Annotated in this window: 17 protein-coding genes and 1 tRNA gene; 10 read left to right on the top strand and 8 right to left on the bottom strand. The window is 41.4% G+C overall.

Features of this window, described 5'->3' with window-relative positions:
* Nucleotides 1-57 precede the first annotated feature (57 nt).
* The gene (locus OCU87_RS18425; protein ID WP_261859033.1) at nt 58-1,233 is read right to left on the bottom strand and encodes an autotransporter outer membrane beta-barrel domain-containing protein; all 1,176 of its coding nucleotides are present in this window, start codon (nt 1,231-1,233) and stop codon (nt 58-60) included.
* A 472-nt stretch (nt 1,234-1,705) separates the two neighbouring features.
* Here OCU87_RS18425 and OCU87_RS18420 point away from each other — a divergent pair, with 472 nt between their 5' ends.
* Complete coding sequence (locus OCU87_RS18420) at nt 1,706-3,058, top strand: winged helix-turn-helix domain-containing protein (protein WP_261859032.1); 1,353 nt, start codon at nt 1,706-1,708, stop codon at nt 3,056-3,058.
* Between the two features lie 100 nt (nt 3,059-3,158).
* Here OCU87_RS18420 and OCU87_RS18415 read toward each other — a convergent pair whose 3' ends face one another.
* A complete protein-coding gene (locus OCU87_RS18415; RefSeq protein ID WP_261859031.1) occupies nt 3,159-4,178 on the bottom strand; it encodes an AbrB family transcriptional regulator in 1,020 nt (339 codons plus the stop codon).
* Nucleotides 4,179-4,291: 113 nt separating this feature from the next.
* Here OCU87_RS18415 and OCU87_RS18410 point away from each other — a divergent pair, with 113 nt between their 5' ends.
* Nucleotides 4,292-5,371, top strand: a complete 1,080-nt coding sequence (locus tag OCU87_RS18410; protein WP_261859030.1) for a threonine aldolase family protein — start codon at nt 4,292-4,294, stop codon at nt 5,369-5,371.
* Between the two features lie 92 nt (nt 5,372-5,463).
* Here the strand turns inward: OCU87_RS18410 and OCU87_RS18405 are convergent, their stop codons facing one another.
* On the bottom strand, nt 5,464-6,726 hold the full coding sequence (locus tag OCU87_RS18405; RefSeq protein WP_390961246.1) for an SGNH/GDSL hydrolase family protein: 1,263 nt from the start codon (nt 6,724-6,726) through the stop codon (nt 5,464-5,466).
* Nucleotides 6,727-7,017: 291 nt separating this feature from the next.
* Complete coding sequence (locus tag OCU87_RS18400) at nt 7,018-7,905, bottom strand: LysR family transcriptional regulator (protein ID WP_206422917.1); 888 nt, start codon at nt 7,903-7,905, stop codon at nt 7,018-7,020.
* 157 nt (nt 7,906-8,062) lie between these two features.
* Between OCU87_RS18400 and OCU87_RS18395 the strand changes: the two genes are divergently transcribed.
* The gene (locus OCU87_RS18395; protein ID WP_261859029.1) at nt 8,063-9,040 is read left to right on the top strand and encodes a zinc-dependent alcohol dehydrogenase family protein; all 978 of its coding nucleotides are present in this window, start codon (nt 8,063-8,065) and stop codon (nt 9,038-9,040) included.
* Between the two features lie 41 nt (nt 9,041-9,081).
* Here OCU87_RS18395 and OCU87_RS18390 read toward each other — a convergent pair whose 3' ends face one another.
* Nucleotides 9,082-9,993, bottom strand: a complete 912-nt coding sequence (locus OCU87_RS18390; protein WP_261859028.1) for a LysR family transcriptional regulator — start codon at nt 9,991-9,993, stop codon at nt 9,082-9,084.
* 210 nt (nt 9,994-10,203) lie between these two features.
* On the opposite strand from OCU87_RS18390, the gene OCU87_RS18385 reads away from it, so the two are divergent.
* Nucleotides 10,204-11,400, top strand: a complete 1,197-nt coding sequence (locus OCU87_RS18385) for a glycine C-acetyltransferase (protein WP_261859027.1) — start codon at nt 10,204-10,206, stop codon at nt 11,398-11,400.
* 26 nt (nt 11,401-11,426) lie between these two features.
* Nucleotides 11,427-12,458 carry an L-threonine 3-dehydrogenase gene (gene tdh, locus OCU87_RS18380; RefSeq protein WP_062691184.1) on the top strand — a complete coding sequence of 344 codons (1,032 nt, stop codon included), beginning with the start codon at nt 11,427-11,429 and terminating at the stop codon, nt 12,456-12,458.
* Between the two features lie 119 nt (nt 12,459-12,577).
* On the opposite strand, the gene OCU87_RS18375 is transcribed toward tdh, so the two are convergent.
* Together OCU87_RS18375 and OCU87_RS18370 are read right to left on the bottom strand one after the other, a co-directional pair.
* Entirely contained in the window at nt 12,578-12,862 is a 285-nt protein-coding gene (locus OCU87_RS18375) for a hypothetical protein (protein WP_062691183.1), read from the bottom strand.
* Between the two features lie 402 nt (nt 12,863-13,264).
* Nucleotides 13,265-13,354, bottom strand: a tRNA-Ser gene (locus OCU87_RS18370).
* 329 nt (nt 13,355-13,683) lie between these two features.
* Here OCU87_RS18370 and OCU87_RS18365 point away from each other — a divergent pair.
* Both OCU87_RS18365 and OCU87_RS18360 read left to right on the top strand, forming a co-directional pair.
* Entirely contained in the window at nt 13,684-15,858 is a 2,175-nt protein-coding gene (locus OCU87_RS18365) for a sensor domain-containing diguanylate cyclase (protein ID WP_261859026.1), read from the top strand.
* Nucleotides 15,859-16,546: 688 nt separating this feature from the next.
* Nucleotides 16,547-17,518, top strand: coding sequence for a TDT family transporter (locus OCU87_RS18360; protein WP_062691179.1), 972 nt, complete (start codon nt 16,547-16,549; stop codon nt 17,516-17,518).
* A 134-nt stretch (nt 17,519-17,652) separates the two neighbouring features.
* Here the strand turns inward: OCU87_RS18360 and OCU87_RS18355 are convergent, their stop codons facing one another.
* Complete coding sequence (locus tag OCU87_RS18355) at nt 17,653-18,006, bottom strand: DUF2750 domain-containing protein (RefSeq protein ID WP_094957179.1); 354 nt, start codon at nt 18,004-18,006, stop codon at nt 17,653-17,655.
* 188 nt (nt 18,007-18,194) lie between these two features.
* Between OCU87_RS18355 and OCU87_RS18350 the strand changes: the two genes are divergently transcribed.
* From OCU87_RS18350 to OCU87_RS18340, 3 genes are all read left to right on the top strand, one after another.
* Complete coding sequence (locus OCU87_RS18350; protein ID WP_062691178.1) at nt 18,195-18,791, top strand: methyltransferase domain-containing protein; 597 nt, start codon at nt 18,195-18,197, stop codon at nt 18,789-18,791.
* 110 nt (nt 18,792-18,901) lie between these two features.
* Entirely contained in the window at nt 18,902-19,801 is a 900-nt protein-coding gene (gene rarD / locus OCU87_RS18345; protein ID WP_261859025.1) for an EamA family transporter RarD, read from the top strand.
* 221 nt (nt 19,802-20,022) lie between these two features.
* Nucleotides 20,023-20,421 carry a globin gene (locus tag OCU87_RS18340; RefSeq protein ID WP_062691225.1) on the top strand — a complete coding sequence of 133 codons (399 nt, stop codon included), beginning with the start codon at nt 20,023-20,025 and terminating at the stop codon, nt 20,419-20,421.
* Nucleotides 20,422-20,451: the final 30 nt, after the last annotated feature.

Raw genomic sequence — 20,451 nt, 5'->3', positions numbered from 1 at the left:
AGTATCCAAACCGTTAATAACAAGACTACTTTTTAATTGTACGGATCAAGATTAACGCTATTTCAGCTGAATACGAATGCCAACTGTAAAGCGTTGTGCATCAAGCTCATTTAGCCCAACTAACGAACTTGCCTCAACATAGCCATACCAATCATTATTAAAGCGCCCAGCCATACCAACATGCACACGCCCAAAAACTTGATCATCTGATTTAATCACTATGGGTAACGAAGATCCGTATTGCTCAGTTTGAAGCTGGCTAATGATTTTTTGACCGCCACTATCAAAGTCATAATGAGCATAACCGCGTACATAAGGTTGGAACAGACCCAAGCTAGTACGGAACGGATAAGTAAAACTCGCACCTGAAATCAGCATGCTAGAACCTAGCGCGTTGACATCTTCAACGGTGGAAAAAAGATAATTAGAATTGCCACGAGATGGTCTTTCAGTATAGCGATCTGTATCTGAGAGGATATGCTGCAATGAGCTTTCAATTGCAATGTCCCAATGCTGATGGTTAATTAAGTACCCTGCCCCTAATGAGAATACCCATACATCTGAATCGGCTTTTTCTTGCTGAGAAAATGGCGAGTTATCCAAGGTCGAAATACGACGTTCAATATCTGTATCAACCACTGCATAGCTCGCACTAAAGTCAATGTACCAGTTGTCTTGGAAGTAACTGAAATATCCAGATGCCATTAACGCATCAATATCAGCTTGATTGTCCTCTCCTTGGTAATAAGGTAATCCGAGAGCAACCCCAAACAAATAATGCTCGTTGAGTAAATAATCACCACCTAATGTCACGGCATAGCCATCTTCAAATTGGACATTCGTAGCAGACTGATTTGGTCTTACATCTTGATCAATACGTACATAAGCATCTAATCGAGATTGTTCCTTTCGGCCATATCCACCGTCGCTGTATAGTACCGCTTTTGACAAGTTCGTCGACTGAGCGGTAGAAGAATAACTAAGCGATGAGTCCGAGGGCGAGAGTGAATTATTGATATTGCCAGCACGGCTATAAGAAGAGTAAGTCGATTGCTGAGAACGCGTTTTATATTCGTCATGTCGAAAGTCTGCTACTGCACCTTTAAGACCTGACGAAATCGCCTTATACATACCTTCCGATAAACTAATATCATCCTCTGCGACAGCGCATAATGCATACAGGGCAAAACCCCAGACTAAAGGCACACGCAGGTATACATAGTGAAAAGTCATAAACACGCCCCTAAAAAGACTTCAACTGAAGCTGAACTTATTTGCACTCTTTGGTGCATATTTATCAACACGGCTTCAACATTTAAGATGCAAATGAACATGTATTCATACAACTTAAACTTCACCTTCTTGTGAAAATATCGACTGTAAAAGCAACCTATTAAGCATAGACACAGCCCTTAAAGCTCGCCTGCCAATCTCGATAGAAGGTCAGAATGACAGTCTCGTTTTGGCGACGCTTACTGACAAGCTACTGAATTAAAAAATTAAATACCTTCGAATACTTTTTTAACCTTAAACTAAAGGCTGTGGCATTTTTTTGACTCAGCACGATAAACATTACCAATATGTAGGTTTGATGTGATATTATATTCACGAAGCACTTACATACAACTACCTGCATTCAATATGCGAATAACAACTAATTCATTTATTAGCCATCAAATAATGACGCAACAAGAATAAAAATCACATGCTTGATAAAGAACTAAAATACGATAATTACCAAGTAGGTGCTGAGTTCATTTACGCTAGCTCATCGCGTGTTCTCTCTACATCTAAGCAAGAAGTAAGCCTAAATCGTGCAGAACGGGAAGTCTTAAACTATTTGATCACAAATGCTTATCGTGTGGTGTCTTTTGATGAATTACTACAAGCAGGTTGGCCGCATAAGTCTGTTGCTAGAACGTCTTTATTTCAAACTATTCGCAACTTGCGCATTAAATTGAGAGAGACAGAAAAAGGTGAGTTCATTGAACTGATATCCAGTGTTGGTTATCAAATAAAAGCGACAGCAATAATCCCATCGGCAAGCGATATCAATAAGAATCCCCCACCAATGCTTGCTAAAAAAAATAAAGCGCTTAAATATAAGACAATTAGCGTATTCAGCACCCTGCTACTAATCGTTACACTCGCCATGTATTCAGCATGGGAGGCAAATACTGAGTTCAATTATTTCTACAAGGTCACTCATACCAAAGAAAACAGCAGTATTGTTTATCTCACTAAATCGCAAGATAAATTAGATTTTTTAGAGCGGAATAGCTCGGCTTATTTGACACCGACGACATTAGGCCAACGCTTATTCTTCATCGCCCAAATGGATGATTACTATTCCATTGCGTATTGCGATAGAGATGATGACGGCCAGTGCATTCCATCATCAGTCCAAGCGATTTCTTTTGGCCATGCAGATATCAATGTGTTTTGGCAAGAGTTAGCAAAAAACACAACATCAAGTTTAAGTGTTCCTTTGCTATACAAAGAACAAAACATTCAAAACGCCGCAAAGTCATACAATCTTTATATTGATAATGGCAAATTCGTACCTAACCTCAGCCAATTATACTTTCAAAAAACCGCGGATTTTAGCTGGACATATACCGCTATTTTCTACAGGAAATTCAACAAAAAAGGCCGATTCACACCGTTAGCATTTAATGGAGGTGAAGTCACTGTGTCGACCACAAGCAAAGCACCGTTCATTGCAAAAGCGACACTCACCGTAACCTGCGCACATACGTTTTTGCTAAATGACGACATTGATAAACTGAGCGATGGCCCAGCTGGTAGTTTAGAGAAACGTATCAATACAGACTTTAACAATAAATCGTTGATTATTACTTACATGCTGTATCGTCAAAATGGGCTTACTTTATGGTATTCAGAACTAGATGGTTTTTTCTGGTTCAATAAAGAACACATTATGCAGTCAGAAATTTCTTCGTTGGCAGATTTTGAAGTGTGTACTGATTACCTCAAACTTGGCACATGCAGAGATACTCCAATAAACCCCGTAGATGTGCAAAACGATAGCGATTGAATCAAGCTAGACTTTATAAAAGCCCAACGCATTTTCACTTAAGAAGCTATTTATAGTGCAGTGACTTTCTACTTAGGCGAAAGCCTTCGGTTAATGGTCGTTAAGTCTGCCGTTTATTTTTACGCACGAATAATACCGGCAATGTATGCAAAACAATTAACCGAATAATATGATTAAGCATCACAAATGAAGGTTCAAGCCCCAGCATTAGCGCTGTCACTGTCATCGCTTCAATACTCCCCGGCACCCAAGACATTACCAAAACCAAATACGGAAGGTCCAATAAAGTACTAAAAGCCCCCGCTATAAGCAAAGTCACAATCAAACCGAGTATTGTAATAAATACCCCAGCCTTCAAGTACAACAGCGTCTCTTTTAATGTTACCGATTTTATTCTGATCCCAACAAGCGCACCAAGCAATGCCATCGCAACAAACACCATAATATCTGGCATCATAATCGATACTGTTGGCACAACAGCATGACCACCAGCAGTCACCAATAAACCGGTAATCATAAAAGGAGCTGGCACACCAAGCCTTTCAAGCACAAAACCAAAACCAACCGCCGTGAACACTGCGGTTGCCAATTCCAACATATTGACCTGCAATAAATTATCAATGTAGGAGGTCGAAACCATAGATGGTTCAAGTTTTGTACTGTATGCAATAAGGGATGCTAACACCATCAAAGAAACTAAACGCACTGTATGGGTAAAAATGACTTTCTGAGAGGGGGTACTTTGGCTATTAGTGATCACTAGAATGGCGGCCATCGCACCTGGCACAGGTCCCAATAAACTATCGTTTTTCGACCATTTTTCTATTTGAGTTAACCAGCAATAACCCACAAGTGTTTGTATCGTCATGCAGGTTATCAACCCGAATAACACACCAAATGATAAGTGACTTTGCCACTCCCCTACTTGAACTAGGCTACCAACACTGATACCAAGGACAATTTGGATAAACGTTAATGCGTGATGATGTAAAGACATAGAGTGATGGTACTTACTGGCAAGTAGCACCAAGAACATGGCACCAAACATCTCGCCCATTGGCAGTAAGAAAAGCGACCCAAGTATTGCACCTACTGCGGTATAAAATAAGGTTATAAGCACACATCTATCCTTGTAAGAAAGCTAATATCAATCATATCCGTACGATTGTTCAGTGCCTTTTTCGATTATTTTTGGGTATGCTAAACCCATAACTTAATGATAAGGATATCAAAGTGGGAACCGATTTACGCAACCAATGTCACACGGTACTGTCTGGCCATACACCAACTTCACCTGCGACCTTATTTCAGCAAATGGCTGATTGGTGCAGTGAAAATCGCATAGAACATGATATGTATGGTGAAGGCGACCTCATCCAAGGTTTCGAGCAAAAGGTGGCGGATTTGCTGGGTTTTGAATCTGGCTTATTTGTTATCACAGGTACCATGACCCAACCTACAGCACTCCAACTTGCCTGTCATGAGCGTAATAACCCTGTCGTAGCCATGCACCCTTCTAGCCATATTTACCTCCGAGAACGCCAAGGCTATCAAGTTCAGCAACGCTTCACTGTGTTACCAGTGGGTGATCCTCATAAAACCTGGACGCTTGATGATTTACAGCATTGGCCAGATGATATTTCAGTGGTACTTTACGAATTACCCATGCGTGAAATTGGCGGGCAACTTCCTAAATGGGACGATTTACAAGCAATCAAAGATCACTGCCAAAGCAATAACATCCACCTGCATATGGATGGCGCACGCCTGTGGGAATGTAAAGCCTATTATCAACGCGAATATAAGCAAATCGCATCTGGTTTTGATAGCGTCTACGTCTCTTTGTACAAAGGCTTAAATGGTTTAGGGGGGTCGTTATTATTAGGCAATAAAGCCTATATAGAGAAAGCACGCTACGCCATGATGCGCCAAGGGGGCAATGTCTACCGCCGGTCGCCTTATGTTGTCGCTGCTGCAATGCAATTTGAACAGCAACTCGGACAAATGCCAGCCTATTTTGAACGCACACAAGAATTATACGCCCTACTCGAACGCTACCCTAGATTTACAGCCAACCCAGAACAGCCACATACCAACATGCTGCACCTTTATCTTCCTGTGAGTGTGAGTCGTGTACAAGCGCTACGCGATAAACTGGCAAAAGAGCAACAAATTTGGCTGGGCTCTCCACAATCAGCACCACTTAAAAATCAGTGTTTTCTTGAATGGTACGTAGGTGGGGCCTTAACAGCCATGCCCAATGAACAACTCATCTCTATCTTAGATTGGCTAAATGAACAGCTTTCGCAATAAGAAGGGTTCTACTTCTCGTGCATCATAGAAACGAAAGAAGGGGGGAACATACGTTCTCCCCCTTCTTATGTAAGGCCTTTTATTGATGCTTACTATTTAAATTTGAAATATTTAAAGACAGATTGCTCAACCTGTTCCGCAATCACTTTATGCGTTTGCGTTGTTGGGTGAGTGACACCCCAGAATACATAGCTGTCAGAACCGTAACTCGCGCAATCATTGGTTAGTGAATGGCTAGTCAAATAATCAAATGACGAACTGCGATTAATATTTAAACAAGCATCTTGCGCGTTTCTAAAACCATATTGAGCAGGGTCTTTCGTTAAATTCTCAAACAAAGTGCTGGTGTCATACAGTGTAATATTGACACCTTGCATACGGAATAACATGACCTCTTGAGCAACAAACTGATTAAATGCGGTAATTTTAGCCTTAATCACTTTCGCATCTTCCGGATCGCTGTATTTAAATTGCGGTGCTTTTGTTGCGTCAGGTAAATTTAGCACCACGATATTATTCGCACCGTTAGCTATTAACTTTTTCAAAGCACGGTCAAAGTCGTTACTTACATCGGTAACACTTCGGTTGTAATTCACAAAATCATTTAAGCCAAACTCAATCGTGAATAGACTGTTTTGTGGATTATAGTTCTTCGCCATTTTCATGTAGGTTAAATAAGAATCAACCTGATCATGAATGCCTGATAGTGCAACATATTTGGTTGTACCCGCTGCGCCACCAACAGCCCAAGTATAAAGTGGCAAATCCTTCGATTCTGCTAAATACTCAGTCCAGACAAATCCATTGGAGAAATGCCCTAAGAACCATGCATTCCGATTCGGGAAAATCCACTGAGAACCATTATATAAATTACCCGTATCTGAAATACTGTCACCAAAACTGATGATTTTATTAATCGTATCAAGCTGTTCAGCACTGTCGTTAGTCCAAACTGAATGGTTATAAGACATTCTTGTATCTGCAGCAAAATACGTCATGTCCGCGGTATCATGCGTCACACCTAACGTACTGTCACAACGCGCTTTAATTACAGATTGCGGGGTATCAGTATAAAACATGTTTTTAAATGAGACAGAAGAGTACCAATAACCTGGCAGCGTAAAATAATCACCATTTGCATCTAATGCCCACTCCCATGTTGTTGCTACATCATCATGAGTTGCATCTGGGCGATACCAACACTTTACGTAAGTATAGGTTTCTGCACCTTGAATGCTTTGAACTTGCGCATAAGAAATACTTTCTGGCGTAACAGGAGCATCATTTGCTGTTGCCGCAGTTGCTGTTAGCGCGGTAGAAAAGAGGAAAGTTAGCGGTATTATCATTTTATTCATAAATAGGCTCGCATCATAATTGTGCCACAATGGATTATGCAATGAATTAAACTATCTACAGGTATCAGGGAAAGCTAAATCACCGTATATAGCATTGCACTATATTGCTTATAGCGACCATTTTCTGTTGATAATAATAATTAATTGATACTAACTGTGATGCTTATACCAAATATTGAAATATAAAATCCCCCCATAACAAACGAATGAATATTTAATCCATTAAAAACAAACAAGTGAGTCTTTATGGATTAACTGTGGCGCCAGCTTATTCCACCATTGAGCCACACATTACCCATTAATATGCTGGCTAATAAAATCAATGAACACTCGTATTTTAGGAGAAACTAACTCACGTTTTAAATAAAGTGCATAGGTAGAGCTCATTACGTCGTAAGGACTAAAAACAAAATCTGGCAATACTTGAATCACAGTGCCCTTACGTAACTCATCATGCACTGCCCATAATGGTAATAATGCTAATCCTGCATGATTTAATACCAACTGCTTCTGCCCATTAACCGTATTTATCGTTAGGTTAGGGTTTATTTGCAACCGCGTTGGTGAGCCACCTTCCATTAAAAACCAATCTCGCCACCCTGCGTAGCCATAGCGAATACAGTCAAAATCAGCTAATTGTGTCGGTGATTGAAGATCCCGTTTCCCCGCTAAATATTCGGGTGACGCACACAGCAAGAAGTTATTATCGGCTAGGCGCTTCGCAATTAAATTGGAATCAGGCAAGCGCCCACTACGAATAGCTATATCTATATTTTCATCAACAAAATCAACAACACGTTCTGTTAATTCAAGTTCTACGTTTATCTCTGGATAGAGTTGACGAAACTTAGGTAATAAAGGAAGCACAACACACTCACCAAACCCTACCGTCATACTGACTTTTAAGTGCCCTCTTGGGCTTTCTTGAAGATCATTAACGGCTTTTTTTGCTTCCTCAAGTTCTGCAACTACGCGCTGAGAATAGCGATAGAACGTCTGCCCTGCTTCTGTTAATCCCACACTTCGTGTGGTTCTGTTTAATAACCGCACGCCCAGTTCAGCCTCCAATGCAACCAGCTGACGAGAAACAGAAGATGGCTGAATATCAAACAGGCGGCTGGCCTCCGAAATACTGCCCGTTTCTACTACGCAATTGAAATATTGAAGCCGAGTGATCATCTTAATACCGTAGATTTATGTCTCTAATTCAGGAAAAACTACCCTTTTATTGCTTAAAAAGCAAAACAGACTTGCCCGTAGCTATATTTTTGTTTTTTGTGCAAAACGTATGATGGCCTCCATCGAAACAAAAAAAATTATCTACAAGGCAAATATTATGAAAGCGATGGTTGTTCACACATTAGGCGCTAGCGACGTATTCCAACAAGTCGATTACCCAACACCAAGTGTAAAACCCGGTCACCTTATTCTTGAAGTGAAGGCGACCAGTGTTAACCCACTAGATACCATGCTTCGCTCTAGCGATACGCCTTGGTCTGAAAACTTGCCAAGCATCCTACATGGTGATGTAGCCGGTATCGTCACCCAGGTAGGTGAAGGCGTTACTCAGTTTAATGTTGGCGATGAGGTGTATGGCTGCGCAGGTGGTATCGCAGGTACAGACGGTGCACTTGCCGAATATATGTTAGTAGACGCAGATTTAATCGCATTAAAACCGAAAACACTGTCAATGCGTGAAGCCGCTGCGCTCCCGTTAGTGTCGATTACAGCCTGGGAAGCGCTACACGACAAACTGAAAATCAAAGCCAATGATAATGTGCTTATCCACGGTGCAACAGGTGGTGTCGGCCATATTGCTATTCAGCTTGCTAAACATTTTGGCGCGAACGTTTCAGCGACATCAGCTCCTCAAAACTTAGCGATAGCACAACAGCTTGGTGCCGATAACATTATTGATTTCACCCAATCAAGTGTTGCTGATTACGTCGAACAATACACAGATGGAGAAGGATTCGACGCTATATTTGATACCGTTGCTGGCGATAACATTCAGCGTAGTTTTGAAGCTGCCCGATTTAATGGCGCTGTTGCGACCACCCTGCCGATTGCTGATGTCCTACAAGTGGCACTAAAAAGCTTAAGCTTCCACAGTATACTGATGCTGATCCCACTGGTGCACGGTAAAAACCGTGCTAGTCACGGCCAAATTTTAGCAAAAATTGCAAAGCTAGTAGATGATGGCGAAATCAAACCGCTGCTGGACCAAAAACGTTTTTCAATCTGGCAAGTGGCTCAAGCGCATCAATATTTAGAATCAGGTAAAGCAGTAGGCAAAATCGTATTAGATATGTAGTAACCCGCGAAAGTCTATTGATATAAAAGCACACTGCCTTTTTATAACGGCAAATGCTCTGTCATGTAATCAATAAATACCCGCAAACGAGCTGGCATGTATTTCGTTTGTGGGTACTGCATTGCAATTGCCCCATGATAGTTACTCTTTATTGTCCAGTCTTCTAGAATAGGCACCACAGAGCCATCAGCTAAAGCATCGGCAATGACAAAACCATGGAAAATACCGATACCCAATGCATTCTTCACCCCATTCAATCGCATCTGAGAGTGGTTAACAGCATAACGGCCACTAACCGCGACAGTATGAAACTCATCGTCTTTCAAGAAATCCCAAATATGATCCCGCTCAGTTTCCGCAAGGTACAAACAATCATGATCGGCTAAGTCAGTCGGATGGCAGGGGAGCCCTTTTGCTTCTACGTATAAAGGGCTTGCGCACAACACAAGGTTGGTTTTCCCAATTTCTTTCAGCACTAAATTTTCATCAGGCTTATCTGTCAGCTTAAAAGCAACATCGACATTGTGTTTAAACAAATCAATATCCCCATCGGCAGCTCGCAGCTTTAATTGAATTTCTGGATAGCGTTTTAAGAACGGCACAACAAAAGGCTGTAATACTGAATTTAAAAAGGCCTCAGGTGCTGCAACGGTTATCGATCCCGCAGGTTCAGTATGATCAGAGGTCGATAATTCTACCGCTTGCTGTGCTGCATTCACCATCACAACACTTTGATCATACACCCGCTGTCCAGACTGGGTGATAATCAGCTTACGCGTAGTACGTTCAAACAATTTTACTGACAATGCTTTCTCTAAACGCGTGATCAGTTTGCTCAAAGCCGATGGCGTTACGTTCAACTTTTTTGCTGCAGCAGTAAAACTCCCCTCATTCACAACTAGAATAAAAGCGGCTAAATCCGGTAATAACGCGATGAGTTTGGTACTAATCATGATGTTCTGTGCTCTATGTCTCAGTACACATTTTTATTTGTGCCTTAGATTCATTAATGTTTTTCCATCTTGAGGGATAATCCTCTTAATGGCAATCAATTACAATGAGGGAATAGCTAATGAACGCTGATAATTAGCATTTACAGCTGTCCCTACAACACAGTAACGACCAGGACGTTACTACTATAATGACTAGGAAGGAATTGGATTATGTCCACTGCATTCTATCAACAGATCCAGAATCAAATTGAAGAAGTAAAAAGTGAAGGTTTATACAAATCTGAGCGCATCATTACTTCAGCTCAAAAAGCAGCCGTTTCAATCTCTACTGGTGAAGAAGTATTAAACTTCTGTGCTAACAACTACCTTGGCCTTGCAAACCACCCTGAGCTTGTAAAAGCAGCGAAAGCAGGCATGGATGAGCACGGTTTTGGTATGGCATCTGTGCGCTTTATTTGTGGTACACAAGACTCACATAAAGTGCTTGAAGAAAAGCTTTCTACTTTCCTAGGTAAAGAAGACACTATCCTTTACACATCATGTTTTGATGCTAATGCTGGCCTTTTTGAAACCATTCTTGGTCAAGAAGACGCAATCATTTCTGATGCACTAAACCATGCCTCTATCATTGATGGTGTTCGTTTATGTAAAGCAATGCGCTTCCGTTACTCGAACAACAACATGGAAGAGTTAGAGCAACAATTGATTGCGGCAAAAGAAGCTGGCGCACGCCACACTTTAATCGTAACTGATGGCGTGTTCTCTATGGACGGCGTTGTTGCAAACCTTCCTGCTATTTGTGACCTTGCAGAAAAGCACGGTGCACTCGTTATGGTTGATGATTCTCACGCTGTGGGCTTCATGGGTGAAAACGGTGCTGGTACGCACGAATACCACAATGTTATCGACCGTATCGATATCATCACAGGTACGCTAGGTAAAGCTATGGGTGGCGCTTCAGGCGGCTACACATCAGGTAAGAAAGAAGTGATCGACTGGCTACGTCAGCGTTCTCGTCCTTACCTATTCTCTAACTCAGTTGCTCCTGCAATCGTTTCAGCTTCAATTCGTGTACTTGATTTGCTTGCTGAGTCTGGCGATCTTCGCACCCAACTTTGGGAAAACTCAGCACACTTCCGTACTCGCATGGAAGCGGCTGGCTTCACTATGGGCGGTGCTGATCACGCGATCATTCCAATCATGCTAGGTGATGCAAAAGTAGCGGCAGAATTCGCAGAGCGTTCACTTGCGAAAGGTATCTACGTTGTAGGTTTCTCTTTCCCAGTAGTTCCTAAAGGCCAGGCACGTATTCGTACCCAAATGTCTGCAGCACATACTCGTGAACAGCTTGATCGCGCATTTGATGCGTTCATCGAAGTTGGCCGCGATATGGCAATCATTAAATAATCACAGATAGAAGTAAGGGAAATAACATGAAAATTAAAGCTCTGTCTAAATTGAAGCCAGAAGAAGGCATTTGGATGACCGAGGTTGAAAAACCTGAAATGGGTCATAACGATCTGCTTATTCGCATCAAGAAAACAGCTATCTGTGGTACTGACGTTCATATCTACAACTGGGATGAATGGTCACAAAAAACAATTCCAGTACCTATGGTTGTAGGCCATGAGTACGTAGGTGAAGTTGTTGGTATTGGCCAAGAAGTTCGCGGCTTCAACATTGGCGACCGTGTTTCAGGTGAAGGTCACATCACATGTGGTCACTGCCGTAACTGTCGTGGCGGCCGTACTCACCTTTGCCGTAACACAACTGGTGTTGGTGTAAACCGTACTGGTGCTTTCTCTGAGTTCTTGGTTATCCCTGCGTTCAACGCATTCAAGATCCCTGCTGAAATTTCTGACGATCTAGCGTCGATCTTTGACCCGTTTGGTAATGCTGTTCACACTGCACTGTCTTTCGATCTTGTGGGTGAAGACGTACTAATCACAGGTGCTGGTCCTATCGGTATCATGGCTGCAGCTGTTGCACGCCACGTTGGTGCGCGTCATGTTGTTATCACTGATGTGAACGAATATCGTCTTGGTCTTGCTCGTGAAATGGGCGTAACACGCGCAGTTAACGTAGCAAACGAGAAGTTAGAAGACGTAATGTCAGACCTTGGCATGACTGAAGGTTTCGATGTGGGTCTTGAAATGTCTGGTAACCCATCAGCATTCAACAGCATGCTAACCAGCATGAACCATGGTGGTAAGATTGCCCTGCTAGGTATTCCACCATCAGACATGGGTATCGACTGGAACCAAGTGATCTTCAAAGGCTTGGTGATCAAAGGTATCTACGGTCGTGAAATGTTTGAAACTTGGTACAAAATGGCAAGCTTGATCCAATCTGGCCTAGACCTAACACCTATCATCACTCACCACTATAAGATTGATGATTTCCAAGCAGGCTTCGATGCTATGCGCTCTGGTCAATCAGGTAAAGTAATCCTAGATTGGGAATAAACCTGCACGGGTTTAGCTTAAATCTAGATTAAAAACATCAAAACCCTAGTACCTACTACTAGGGTTTTTTCTTTCGAATAAAAAACAAGTAAGATCAATCTTCGGTTAGGGCAAACTTGCTACTTCTTAACCACACCCTTTAGGTATTTATAAGCTTCAGAAAATAAGAAATAAACCCCGCCAGCACTGGTTGACGCTGCATACTCTTGCGTTAAATAAACAAAGTTAGATTTAAACTTCTCTATCGCCTCTTCTTGCGTATCAGCGTAAATATAGTCTCCTTCGACCTCAAAGCCTTGCTCAAGTAATTGATCTTTTTCTTCTAAGAATGTGTCAGATTCAGGGTTTAAAAACGTAAATGCCTTTTCGTTGTCACCTTGACGGAAAAACTGGAACTTAGCCATAACCACTCCTTATATGAATAATCATGACTATATGCTTGATAAATCACATTTAGAAGCAAAATTACGACTATGACATTAGCTGCATAAGATTATATGACTTGGTTCTACAAACAAAAAAACAGAATTTGTGCAGGACTTCTCTGAATATAGCGGAGAGATAGGAATTTACTGCTCGCAAGCTCGCGGCACGAGCAATGTGCTTTCGCTTCGCTCAAGTGAACCCTGTTCTAGAGTTCTTCAACCTATCTCGAATCATAAAATTTAGACAAAAAAACCGCCTAAATTTCAGCGGTTTCTTTAAATGCGGTGGAGCGCATTGGGGATGGCAGATTTGGTACAAAATCTTTTCACATTCGCTCAAACGTAAAAAAGGCGCTAATAAATTAGCGCCTTTCTTGTATATGGCGGAGAGATAGGGATTTGAACCCTAGGACGGGATAAACCGCCGCCGGTTTTCAAGACCGGTGCTTTCGACCACTCAGCCATCTCTCCATGCGGCGTATAATACTGCCCGACTCTAAGCCTGTAAAGCATTAAGTTAAGATTAAAAATCAAATGCTTATTTAACACCCACCCTGTACATCAATGCATCTTCAATACGCACGAGATGCAACTGGCCGCATAAATACAGGTCACATATATGACTTATTGTTGCAATATTTGTTACGCACATATGGAAGCAATATATACTTTATGAATCAGGTTAAATTATTAATAAATACAACAATATTAGTAATTAAATATACTATTGCCTGTCTCTCTTTATTACAATATATCATCCTGTATGGGGCAGGGTATATTCATCTGCATGGATTGGTATCATGAGTAAAGCTCGTACACTTTCTCTCATTCTTACAAAACTGACACGTCTTCAGCAATCAACAAAGCATGATGCTGTTAAGCTGCTGCGTGCAGAAATCAACCAAATGATTTCAGCTGAAAGTATCCAGCTACCAGGTGAATACAGTAGCTTTTTAAATGCTTACGATATTTATCGTAGCCATACTATTGAGAAGGCTATTCCATACTTCATCCATTGCCAGATCCTCTGCAGCTCTAATAGCAATATGGTATTACACCTGTATTGCGATGTTCATCTGGGGACAATTTATTCTCTTATCGGTCAATATCACCAAGCCTTGAAGCATTTTCTTGCAGCCCGGCAAAATAACACTATTGAAGACGAGAATTTAAAATTATTGCTCAACCTCAATGTCGGTGATACCTATCTGTCACTTGGTGATTTTGAACGAGTAAAGCAATATTGCCTAAAAGCAGTTGAAGTTGCAGAAGCAAATAATGAGCAAAGTTGTTTGACGCTTGCGCTTGATAATATTGCATTGGCTGAAGGACATTTAGGTTGCTTGGACAATGCATTCATTCATATAGAACGAAGTATCGATATTGCCCAGGCACTTGATTGTTCCCGTTCTAAGGGGTTTGCATATGCATACAAAGCACGATTACTCACATTAAAAGGTGAAGATAGCACCGCTGTGCATTACTACCGTAAAGCTGATCTTTGTTTTCTAGAAACATACGAATACATGGGTCGCAGTGACAATTTGTATCATTACGCCCTACTCTTACAAGCATCGAACGAACTTGATTTATCTTTAGAGCGATGCCATCAAGCACAACTACTCATTCATCAAGAACAAAACTATCAGCTTAGAATTAAACTATTCCGTCTAGAAGCTGAAATTCACCAACAACATGGTGAAGCCGAACTTGAAAAAGAAGCCATTGTTAAACAAGCTGATCTTGCCAACCAAGAGTTGAAACGTGCGACCAGCAATGAGACAGAGTATATAGAAAGTATTCTTAAACTCGGCGCACAAAAACGCGAACATAGTTCACTGCAAATGTTACACAGTAACTTGAAGATCATCACAAAGATTGGTCAAAATATCGCCACCGTGAATAGCCTCAATGACTGCCTGCTTGATGTATATAATCAAATAAACAAAATCATCCCAATTCATGTCTTTGGAATTGCTCTTTATAATGAAGAGAAGCAAGTGCTTAATTACAACCACTTCATTGAAAACAGTAAGCTCATTACGCCATTTACAATTAGCTGCGAAAATACTTCAAGTTTAGGTGCTTACAGTATTCGCCACCAAAAAACGCTACTCTTAAATACCAGCTCAGAGAAAGAAGTTTCGACTTATATAAACCTCACCCATTTAGATCGACAGATGTACTTTGGTGATGGCGAACGTAACCAGTCTGCAATCGTGACACCCATAAACTTAAATAATAAAACGATTGGTGCGCTCTTTTTAGAGCACAGAACCGCCTACCTTTACCAAAGTTATCACTGTGATCTTGCCGAGCAGCTCGCCAGTTTTATTGCAGTCTCGCTTGAGAACCAGCGTCAAACACAAGTACTGCAGAAACAGCAGCTAGAGCTTGAAATCATTAATCACAAGCTAGATACCTTGTCACGACAAGATCCACTAACACAATTACTCAACCGTTATGAATTAGAGAAAGTGGTTCCGCAGTTATTGCACAAAGCGAGGCTCTTAACCCAGCCAATCACCTGCCTAATGATCGATATTGATTTTTACAAAGGTTATAACGACTACTATGGTCATCACGAAGGTGACAGGGTACTTGTTCAACTTTCTGAAATATTCAAACGCGAGTTTTCAGGAAATGATGACTACGTGTTCCGCTTTGGTGGTGATGAGTTTCTAGTCCTGTTATACGGACAATCACTCGACGCTAGCCACCATAAAGTACAACAAGTTCAACGCGCTGTTGAACAGCTCTCTATTCCACATCAAGTGTCTAAATGCGCCTCAACGATTACCCTCTCTATTGGGGGATATTGCTGGCATACAAACAACAATAATGCAGATGAAATGGACATTAATGGCTTGATTCAGTACGCGGACGAAGCGCTCTATCATGCCAAAACACAAAGTAGAAATACATTTGTTGCTTATGATAGCCACACGTTAACAGCACCGGATATAAGTACTTAGGGATTAGTTTGGCTTTTATTACACACTAAATAGAAAAGCCGCACCATTGCAGTGCGGCTTGTGTGTTTTGATCCTTAGTCTACCTAGTTCAAGTACACTCAAGGCCATTTGTTACTCTACTTTGTTACTGTCTATCATGTTTCGTGTACGGTAACATTGTACATCTTGACTCATGTAACATTGTACGTGGAGCTATGTTGCTATGTCTCTTGTAACAAATGTAACTTTATATCAGGCTTCGCCACTCACTACGTTGAGTTTGCCGTGCTCGTAACGTTAATCGTTGATCGAGCGCTATAATTTAGCGAAGAAGTATTTTGGTTTTTTGTTGCTATCCAAATTGTAATGTATCAGCTAAATCACTACTGATGCATTTGACGATGCAAGAGTACATTTTCCACTCTTTACATCCGAACCTACACCCTTGAGACAGATTAAAACAGCTTTCCTCCGAAACGCTAAGAAACAACTCATTGCAGGTTCACTATAAATATGGTCATAAATCTGGCTTTTAGCAAATTAAATAATGATTTTTTACGGCTTTGATCACCTTTTGAAAAAGGCAATTTTAACCAATTGAAATACCTTATAAAAAGTGATTATTGCCGATTACCGCATGAATTTGACGACGTATTCAGTGTAAAATATCGCCAAAATCTTTTCATCTTTACCAGGTAATACAGCATAAATGGCAAGTTTAGGGTACCGACTACAACGCATTCCTACCGCGCAAGCGGCACTCGCTCTTGGTACGACCGGCCTAGGCCTTGCTTGGTCTTTATTTATACCTGAATATTCACATGCGCTACGCAGTGTTTTCGCCTTTATAGGTGCATGTTTACTCTGTCCCGTTCTATTGAAGTACTTACTCAACCCAAGCTTGTTTCTTCAAGATTTAAAACACCCGCTCTATGGCAGTTTAATGGCACCAATGACAATGACGCTGTTAGTGCTCGCTGATTATTTGTCATCGATCCACATCTATAGTGCCCGGTTACTCTGGTATCCCGCGCTATCGCTTCACTTTGTCATGCTAGTGTGCTTTTTTTACTTTCAGCTGCGTAATTTCCGCTTGATCCACATGTACCCGAGTTGGTTTTTATACCCAGTAGGGGCAATTAGCGGCACATTAGCAGGCGTGCAGATTGGCCATCACACCTTCTCGCTAGCCATGACAGACATTTGCATTACCCTATATTTCATTATGTTACCCGTTGTACTCTACCGCTTGTGCTTTGCTGGTCGCTTACCAAGAAAGGCACGCCCAACGCTTGCTATCATGGCAGCCCCGGTAAATTTATCTCTCGCTGCATATCTACTGAACGTACAAGAACCCGACCTAATTCTGACTGGTGCTTTAGCTGGCGTGGGGATCACCATGACGATTCTGGTGTACTTATGCTATTTCGACTTATTAAAGCAGCGCTTTCAACCCTCGCTTGCCGCTGTGACCTTTCCGTCAGTGATCAGCGCCGTTGCAAGTGAGCGTTTAAAGCAGTTTTTGATTGAAGATTTTCCACAGTGGGCATGGCTAGAAAAACTAGGTTTGTTAGAAATCACAGTGGCGACAGGTCTGGTGGCTTGGGTGAGCTATCAATACGGCCGTTATTACTATGCCCAATATCAATCAAGAACATACGCTAAACCATCACTGTCATAGTCCGCTGATTAATACCGCCTTTACCATTCTTGATTATTATGGATACAAAAACGGCTCTGAATCACTTCAGAACCGTTTGGGTCTTAGAGCATATACAATGTCACTAGCATACCGCTATTAACAAGGTGCGCTAATTAGATGTAAAGCTTTACAACATCTGATGGCTCTTTTTCGCCACCTTCAAGTTGATCAGTCCAGTTAAGACCCACTAGAACACCATCTTCAGCAAGAGTGATCATCCAGTCTTCAACAAAGATATCTAGCGGTAATTCTGCAACGCGGAATTCAGCCCACTCATCAACACAATGAGTCTGTGCATCTTCTTTGTTTGACCAAAATGGCATCACTTCTGAGTTTTCGAATTCAGAAGAGTCAACGGCTAGCCAATCACCTTCTTCATTACAAAGACCCCAAACAAAACGTGTCTCTTGGCTTTCAGTCACGAATAGATCCTGATTAGCTTGGATATCCGACGTTAACTTGGTCATAATTTTCTCTCTACTGTTCGTTGCCAAATTGGCGATGATTGAAGCTTATTTTATCAAAAATTACGAGTAAAACGTGAAGTTATTATGACCAAATTTTGCAACTAGCACCTTATGTCCAAAAAGTGAGCAATCATGGCCTTAGCTAGTCGTTATACTTAGTGAGCATTTTGGTCACAACAAGGCGAGTTATGGCTACGGTCGACTGGTTGAGCTACCTCAACACGCAATCATTACTTCCACCACGTTCACACGTAGTTGAAGCAAATCAATTTCTTGGCGAGCGGCAATCAATGAATATTGCTGTTGATTGTGGCTGCGGCGCAGGACGTGATGCTTTGTATTTGCTTGAACAAGGTTTTCAAGTTTATGCTTTTGATAAAGACTTACCCACTATAGAAAAATTGGCACAACACAGCTTAGCGGCATCAAACCCTATGCTTGACGTCAAAATCAGCTCTTTCGGTGAATACCACTTCCCCAGATCTCACCTCGTCAATGCAAGTGCCTGCTTGTTTTATAGTGAACCCAATGAGTTTGCTATTTTTTGGAAAAACATGGTGAAAAGTCTATTTAGCGGCGGTATTTTTTGCGGGCATTTTATTGGCAAAGATGACATCGGTATCGATGAAAAATTACCGATTCTTACCCATACCAAAGAAGAGATAGAAGACTTACTAGAGGGATTCTATGTCATCGCTTGGCAAGAAAAAAGAGAACGCTCTTCTCAGTTAACTGGCGAACAACGTTATTGGACTGTCTATACAGTGACGGCATTAAAAAAGTAATGCGAAAACTGATTATTTTTCATCAAAATGTATGATAAATAGCTTCTCGAAAATGCACTTTAATGACAAAATCGCATAATTCCTGACTACTTTATTATTATGGTTTACTCATGCAATCTCAACGTGCGGGTAATGCACTAGCCGCTTTCTCGTTTGTGCTATGGGGCTTACTGCCTTTGTATTACCAATATCTGCCAGGTGCGGATATTAACGATTTACTCGCTCTACGTATTATATTTTCCGTGCCATCTATGCTGTTAATCTGTTGGGTATTGCGCCAGCCTTTGCCATCATTATCTTCTGTTTGGCAAGATAAACGATCGCTCATCATGACCGTGATTGCCGGTTTAATCATGTGTGTGTCTTGGTACGCTTTTACTTGGGCTATGACCCATGGTCAAGTGCTAGCCGCTAGCCTTGGTTTTTTCATTAACCCTTTATTTGCCATTGCGTTAGCTGTGATCTTCTTGAAAGAGCGCTTGTCTCTCGCGCAAATGATGGCTGTAGTATTAGGCGTGTTAGGAATTGCCTATCAAGTATGGCATTACGGTGAATTGCCTTGGATATCCCTAATCATGGGCAGCTTCTTTGCACTCTATGGTTTATGTAAGAAAAATATCCGTTTTGATGCCATGACATCTGTCACTTTAGAGTCTGCAATACTCGCACCTTTTGCCATCCTGTATTTGTTATGGGGTTACAGTCAGGGCACAAGCACAGCATTAAGTGCAGATTTTGGTACGCAATTACTCTATATCGGATCAGCACCTGTAACATTGGCACCTTTGGTCTTTTTCGCCTTAGCAATTAACCGTACCAGCCTGACGATGGTTGGTTTAATGCAATACATCGAGCCAAGCTTGCAATTCTTGTTAGCTGTTCTTTTATTCAATGAAGTGTTTGACGGCGTGAAAGCGGTCAGCTTTGGCCTTATTTGGCTAGGGTTACTATTGTGTACACTAGAAGCCATATTAAGAATGTTTAAACGAAGCAAACGCTTACAAGCCTAATACCCTCTTCACTTACCTGAGCCGACGTCATTGTCGGCTTAGGTAATATCGTTGTTTGCTATTTGAAGCCAGAGTAATACCATTCATAGCCGTAGCTTTCTTGCCCCACGATTGTATATCCGTCACAGTATTTACTATTGCATTCGCAACTCATGCTTTTTCCCAATACCTTTGTAGTCAACAGTGATTTTTTATTATTTTCTGATGCATTAGGTGAAAATATGGATTTTAATCAAGTATTTAATGACAGTTACGAACGTTGTCATCGTGATGAAGCCTTTCTTGAAATCTTTTACACCAAGTTTTTTGAAAAAGGTGAAAGGTTCAAGTTGATGTTTGATGGTGTCGATATGAAAAGACAAATGACAATGATGAAAGCATCATTAATGATCATTATGTTGGCATCTACTTCTGATTCTGCTCGGGCAAGTGTAAAAGTCTACGCATTACGCCATGGCAAAAATGGGCTTGGTATCAGTGAAGATGACTTAACGGTTTGGTTCATGTGTTTACTAGAGGCCGTCGCGATCTGCGATCCTGACTTCAGTGAAACCGTTAGAGATGCATGGGAACATTGTTTTGAAGATGGTTTGCAGATTATGCGTAAAGAATGTGGGTAATTGCCCTGCAACTACCCCACCACTCATAGG

The organism is Photobacterium sanguinicancri (assembly GCF_024346675.1).
Taxonomy (GTDB): Bacteria; Pseudomonadota; Gammaproteobacteria; order Enterobacterales; family Vibrionaceae; genus Photobacterium; species Photobacterium sanguinicancri.
Note: the sequence above shows the minus strand (reverse complement) of the source record. Positions and strands in the feature narration are given on the sequence as shown.

Excerpts from the sequence above, each read along its gene's own strand:
- OCU87_RS18405 (WP_390961246.1), bottom strand. The coding sequence starts at position 6,726 with ATGAATAAAATGATAATACCGCTAACTTTCCTCTTTTCTACCGCGCTA.
- tdh (WP_062691184.1), top strand. The coding sequence starts at position 11,427 with ATGAAAATTAAAGCTCTGTCTAAATTGAAGCCAGAAGAAGGCATTTGG.
- OCU87_RS18350 (WP_062691178.1), top strand. The coding sequence starts at position 18,195 with ATGGCTACGGTCGACTGGTTGAGCTACCTCAACACGCAATCATTACTT.
- rarD (WP_261859025.1), top strand. The coding sequence starts at position 18,902 with ATGCAATCTCAACGTGCGGGTAATGCACTAGCCGCTTTCTCGTTTGTG.
- OCU87_RS18385 (WP_261859027.1), top strand. The coding sequence starts at position 10,204 with ATGTCCACTGCATTCTATCAACAGATCCAGAATCAAATTGAAGAAGTA.
- OCU87_RS18365 (WP_261859026.1), top strand. The coding sequence starts at position 13,684 with ATGAGTAAAGCTCGTACACTTTCTCTCATTCTTACAAAACTGACACGT.
- OCU87_RS18375 (WP_062691183.1), bottom strand. The coding sequence starts at position 12,862 with ATGGCTAAGTTCCAGTTTTTCCGTCAAGGTGACAACGAAAAGGCATTT.
- OCU87_RS18355 (WP_094957179.1), bottom strand. The coding sequence starts at position 18,006 with ATGACCAAGTTAACGTCGGATATCCAAGCTAATCAGGATCTATTCGTG.
- OCU87_RS18420 (WP_261859032.1), top strand. The coding sequence starts at position 1,706 with ATGCTTGATAAAGAACTAAAATACGATAATTACCAAGTAGGTGCTGAG.
- OCU87_RS18390 (WP_261859028.1), bottom strand. The coding sequence starts at position 9,993 with ATGATTAGTACCAAACTCATCGCGTTATTACCGGATTTAGCCGCTTTT.
- OCU87_RS18340 (WP_062691225.1), top strand. The coding sequence starts at position 20,023 with ATGGATTTTAATCAAGTATTTAATGACAGTTACGAACGTTGTCATCGT.
- OCU87_RS18425 (WP_261859033.1), bottom strand. The coding sequence starts at position 1,233 with ATGACTTTTCACTATGTATACCTGCGTGTGCCTTTAGTCTGGGGTTTT.
- OCU87_RS18360 (WP_062691179.1), top strand. The coding sequence starts at position 16,547 with ATGGCAAGTTTAGGGTACCGACTACAACGCATTCCTACCGCGCAAGCG.
- OCU87_RS18395 (WP_261859029.1), top strand. The coding sequence starts at position 8,063 with ATGAAAGCGATGGTTGTTCACACATTAGGCGCTAGCGACGTATTCCAA.
- OCU87_RS18400 (WP_206422917.1), bottom strand. The coding sequence starts at position 7,905 with ATGATCACTCGGCTTCAATATTTCAATTGCGTAGTAGAAACGGGCAGT.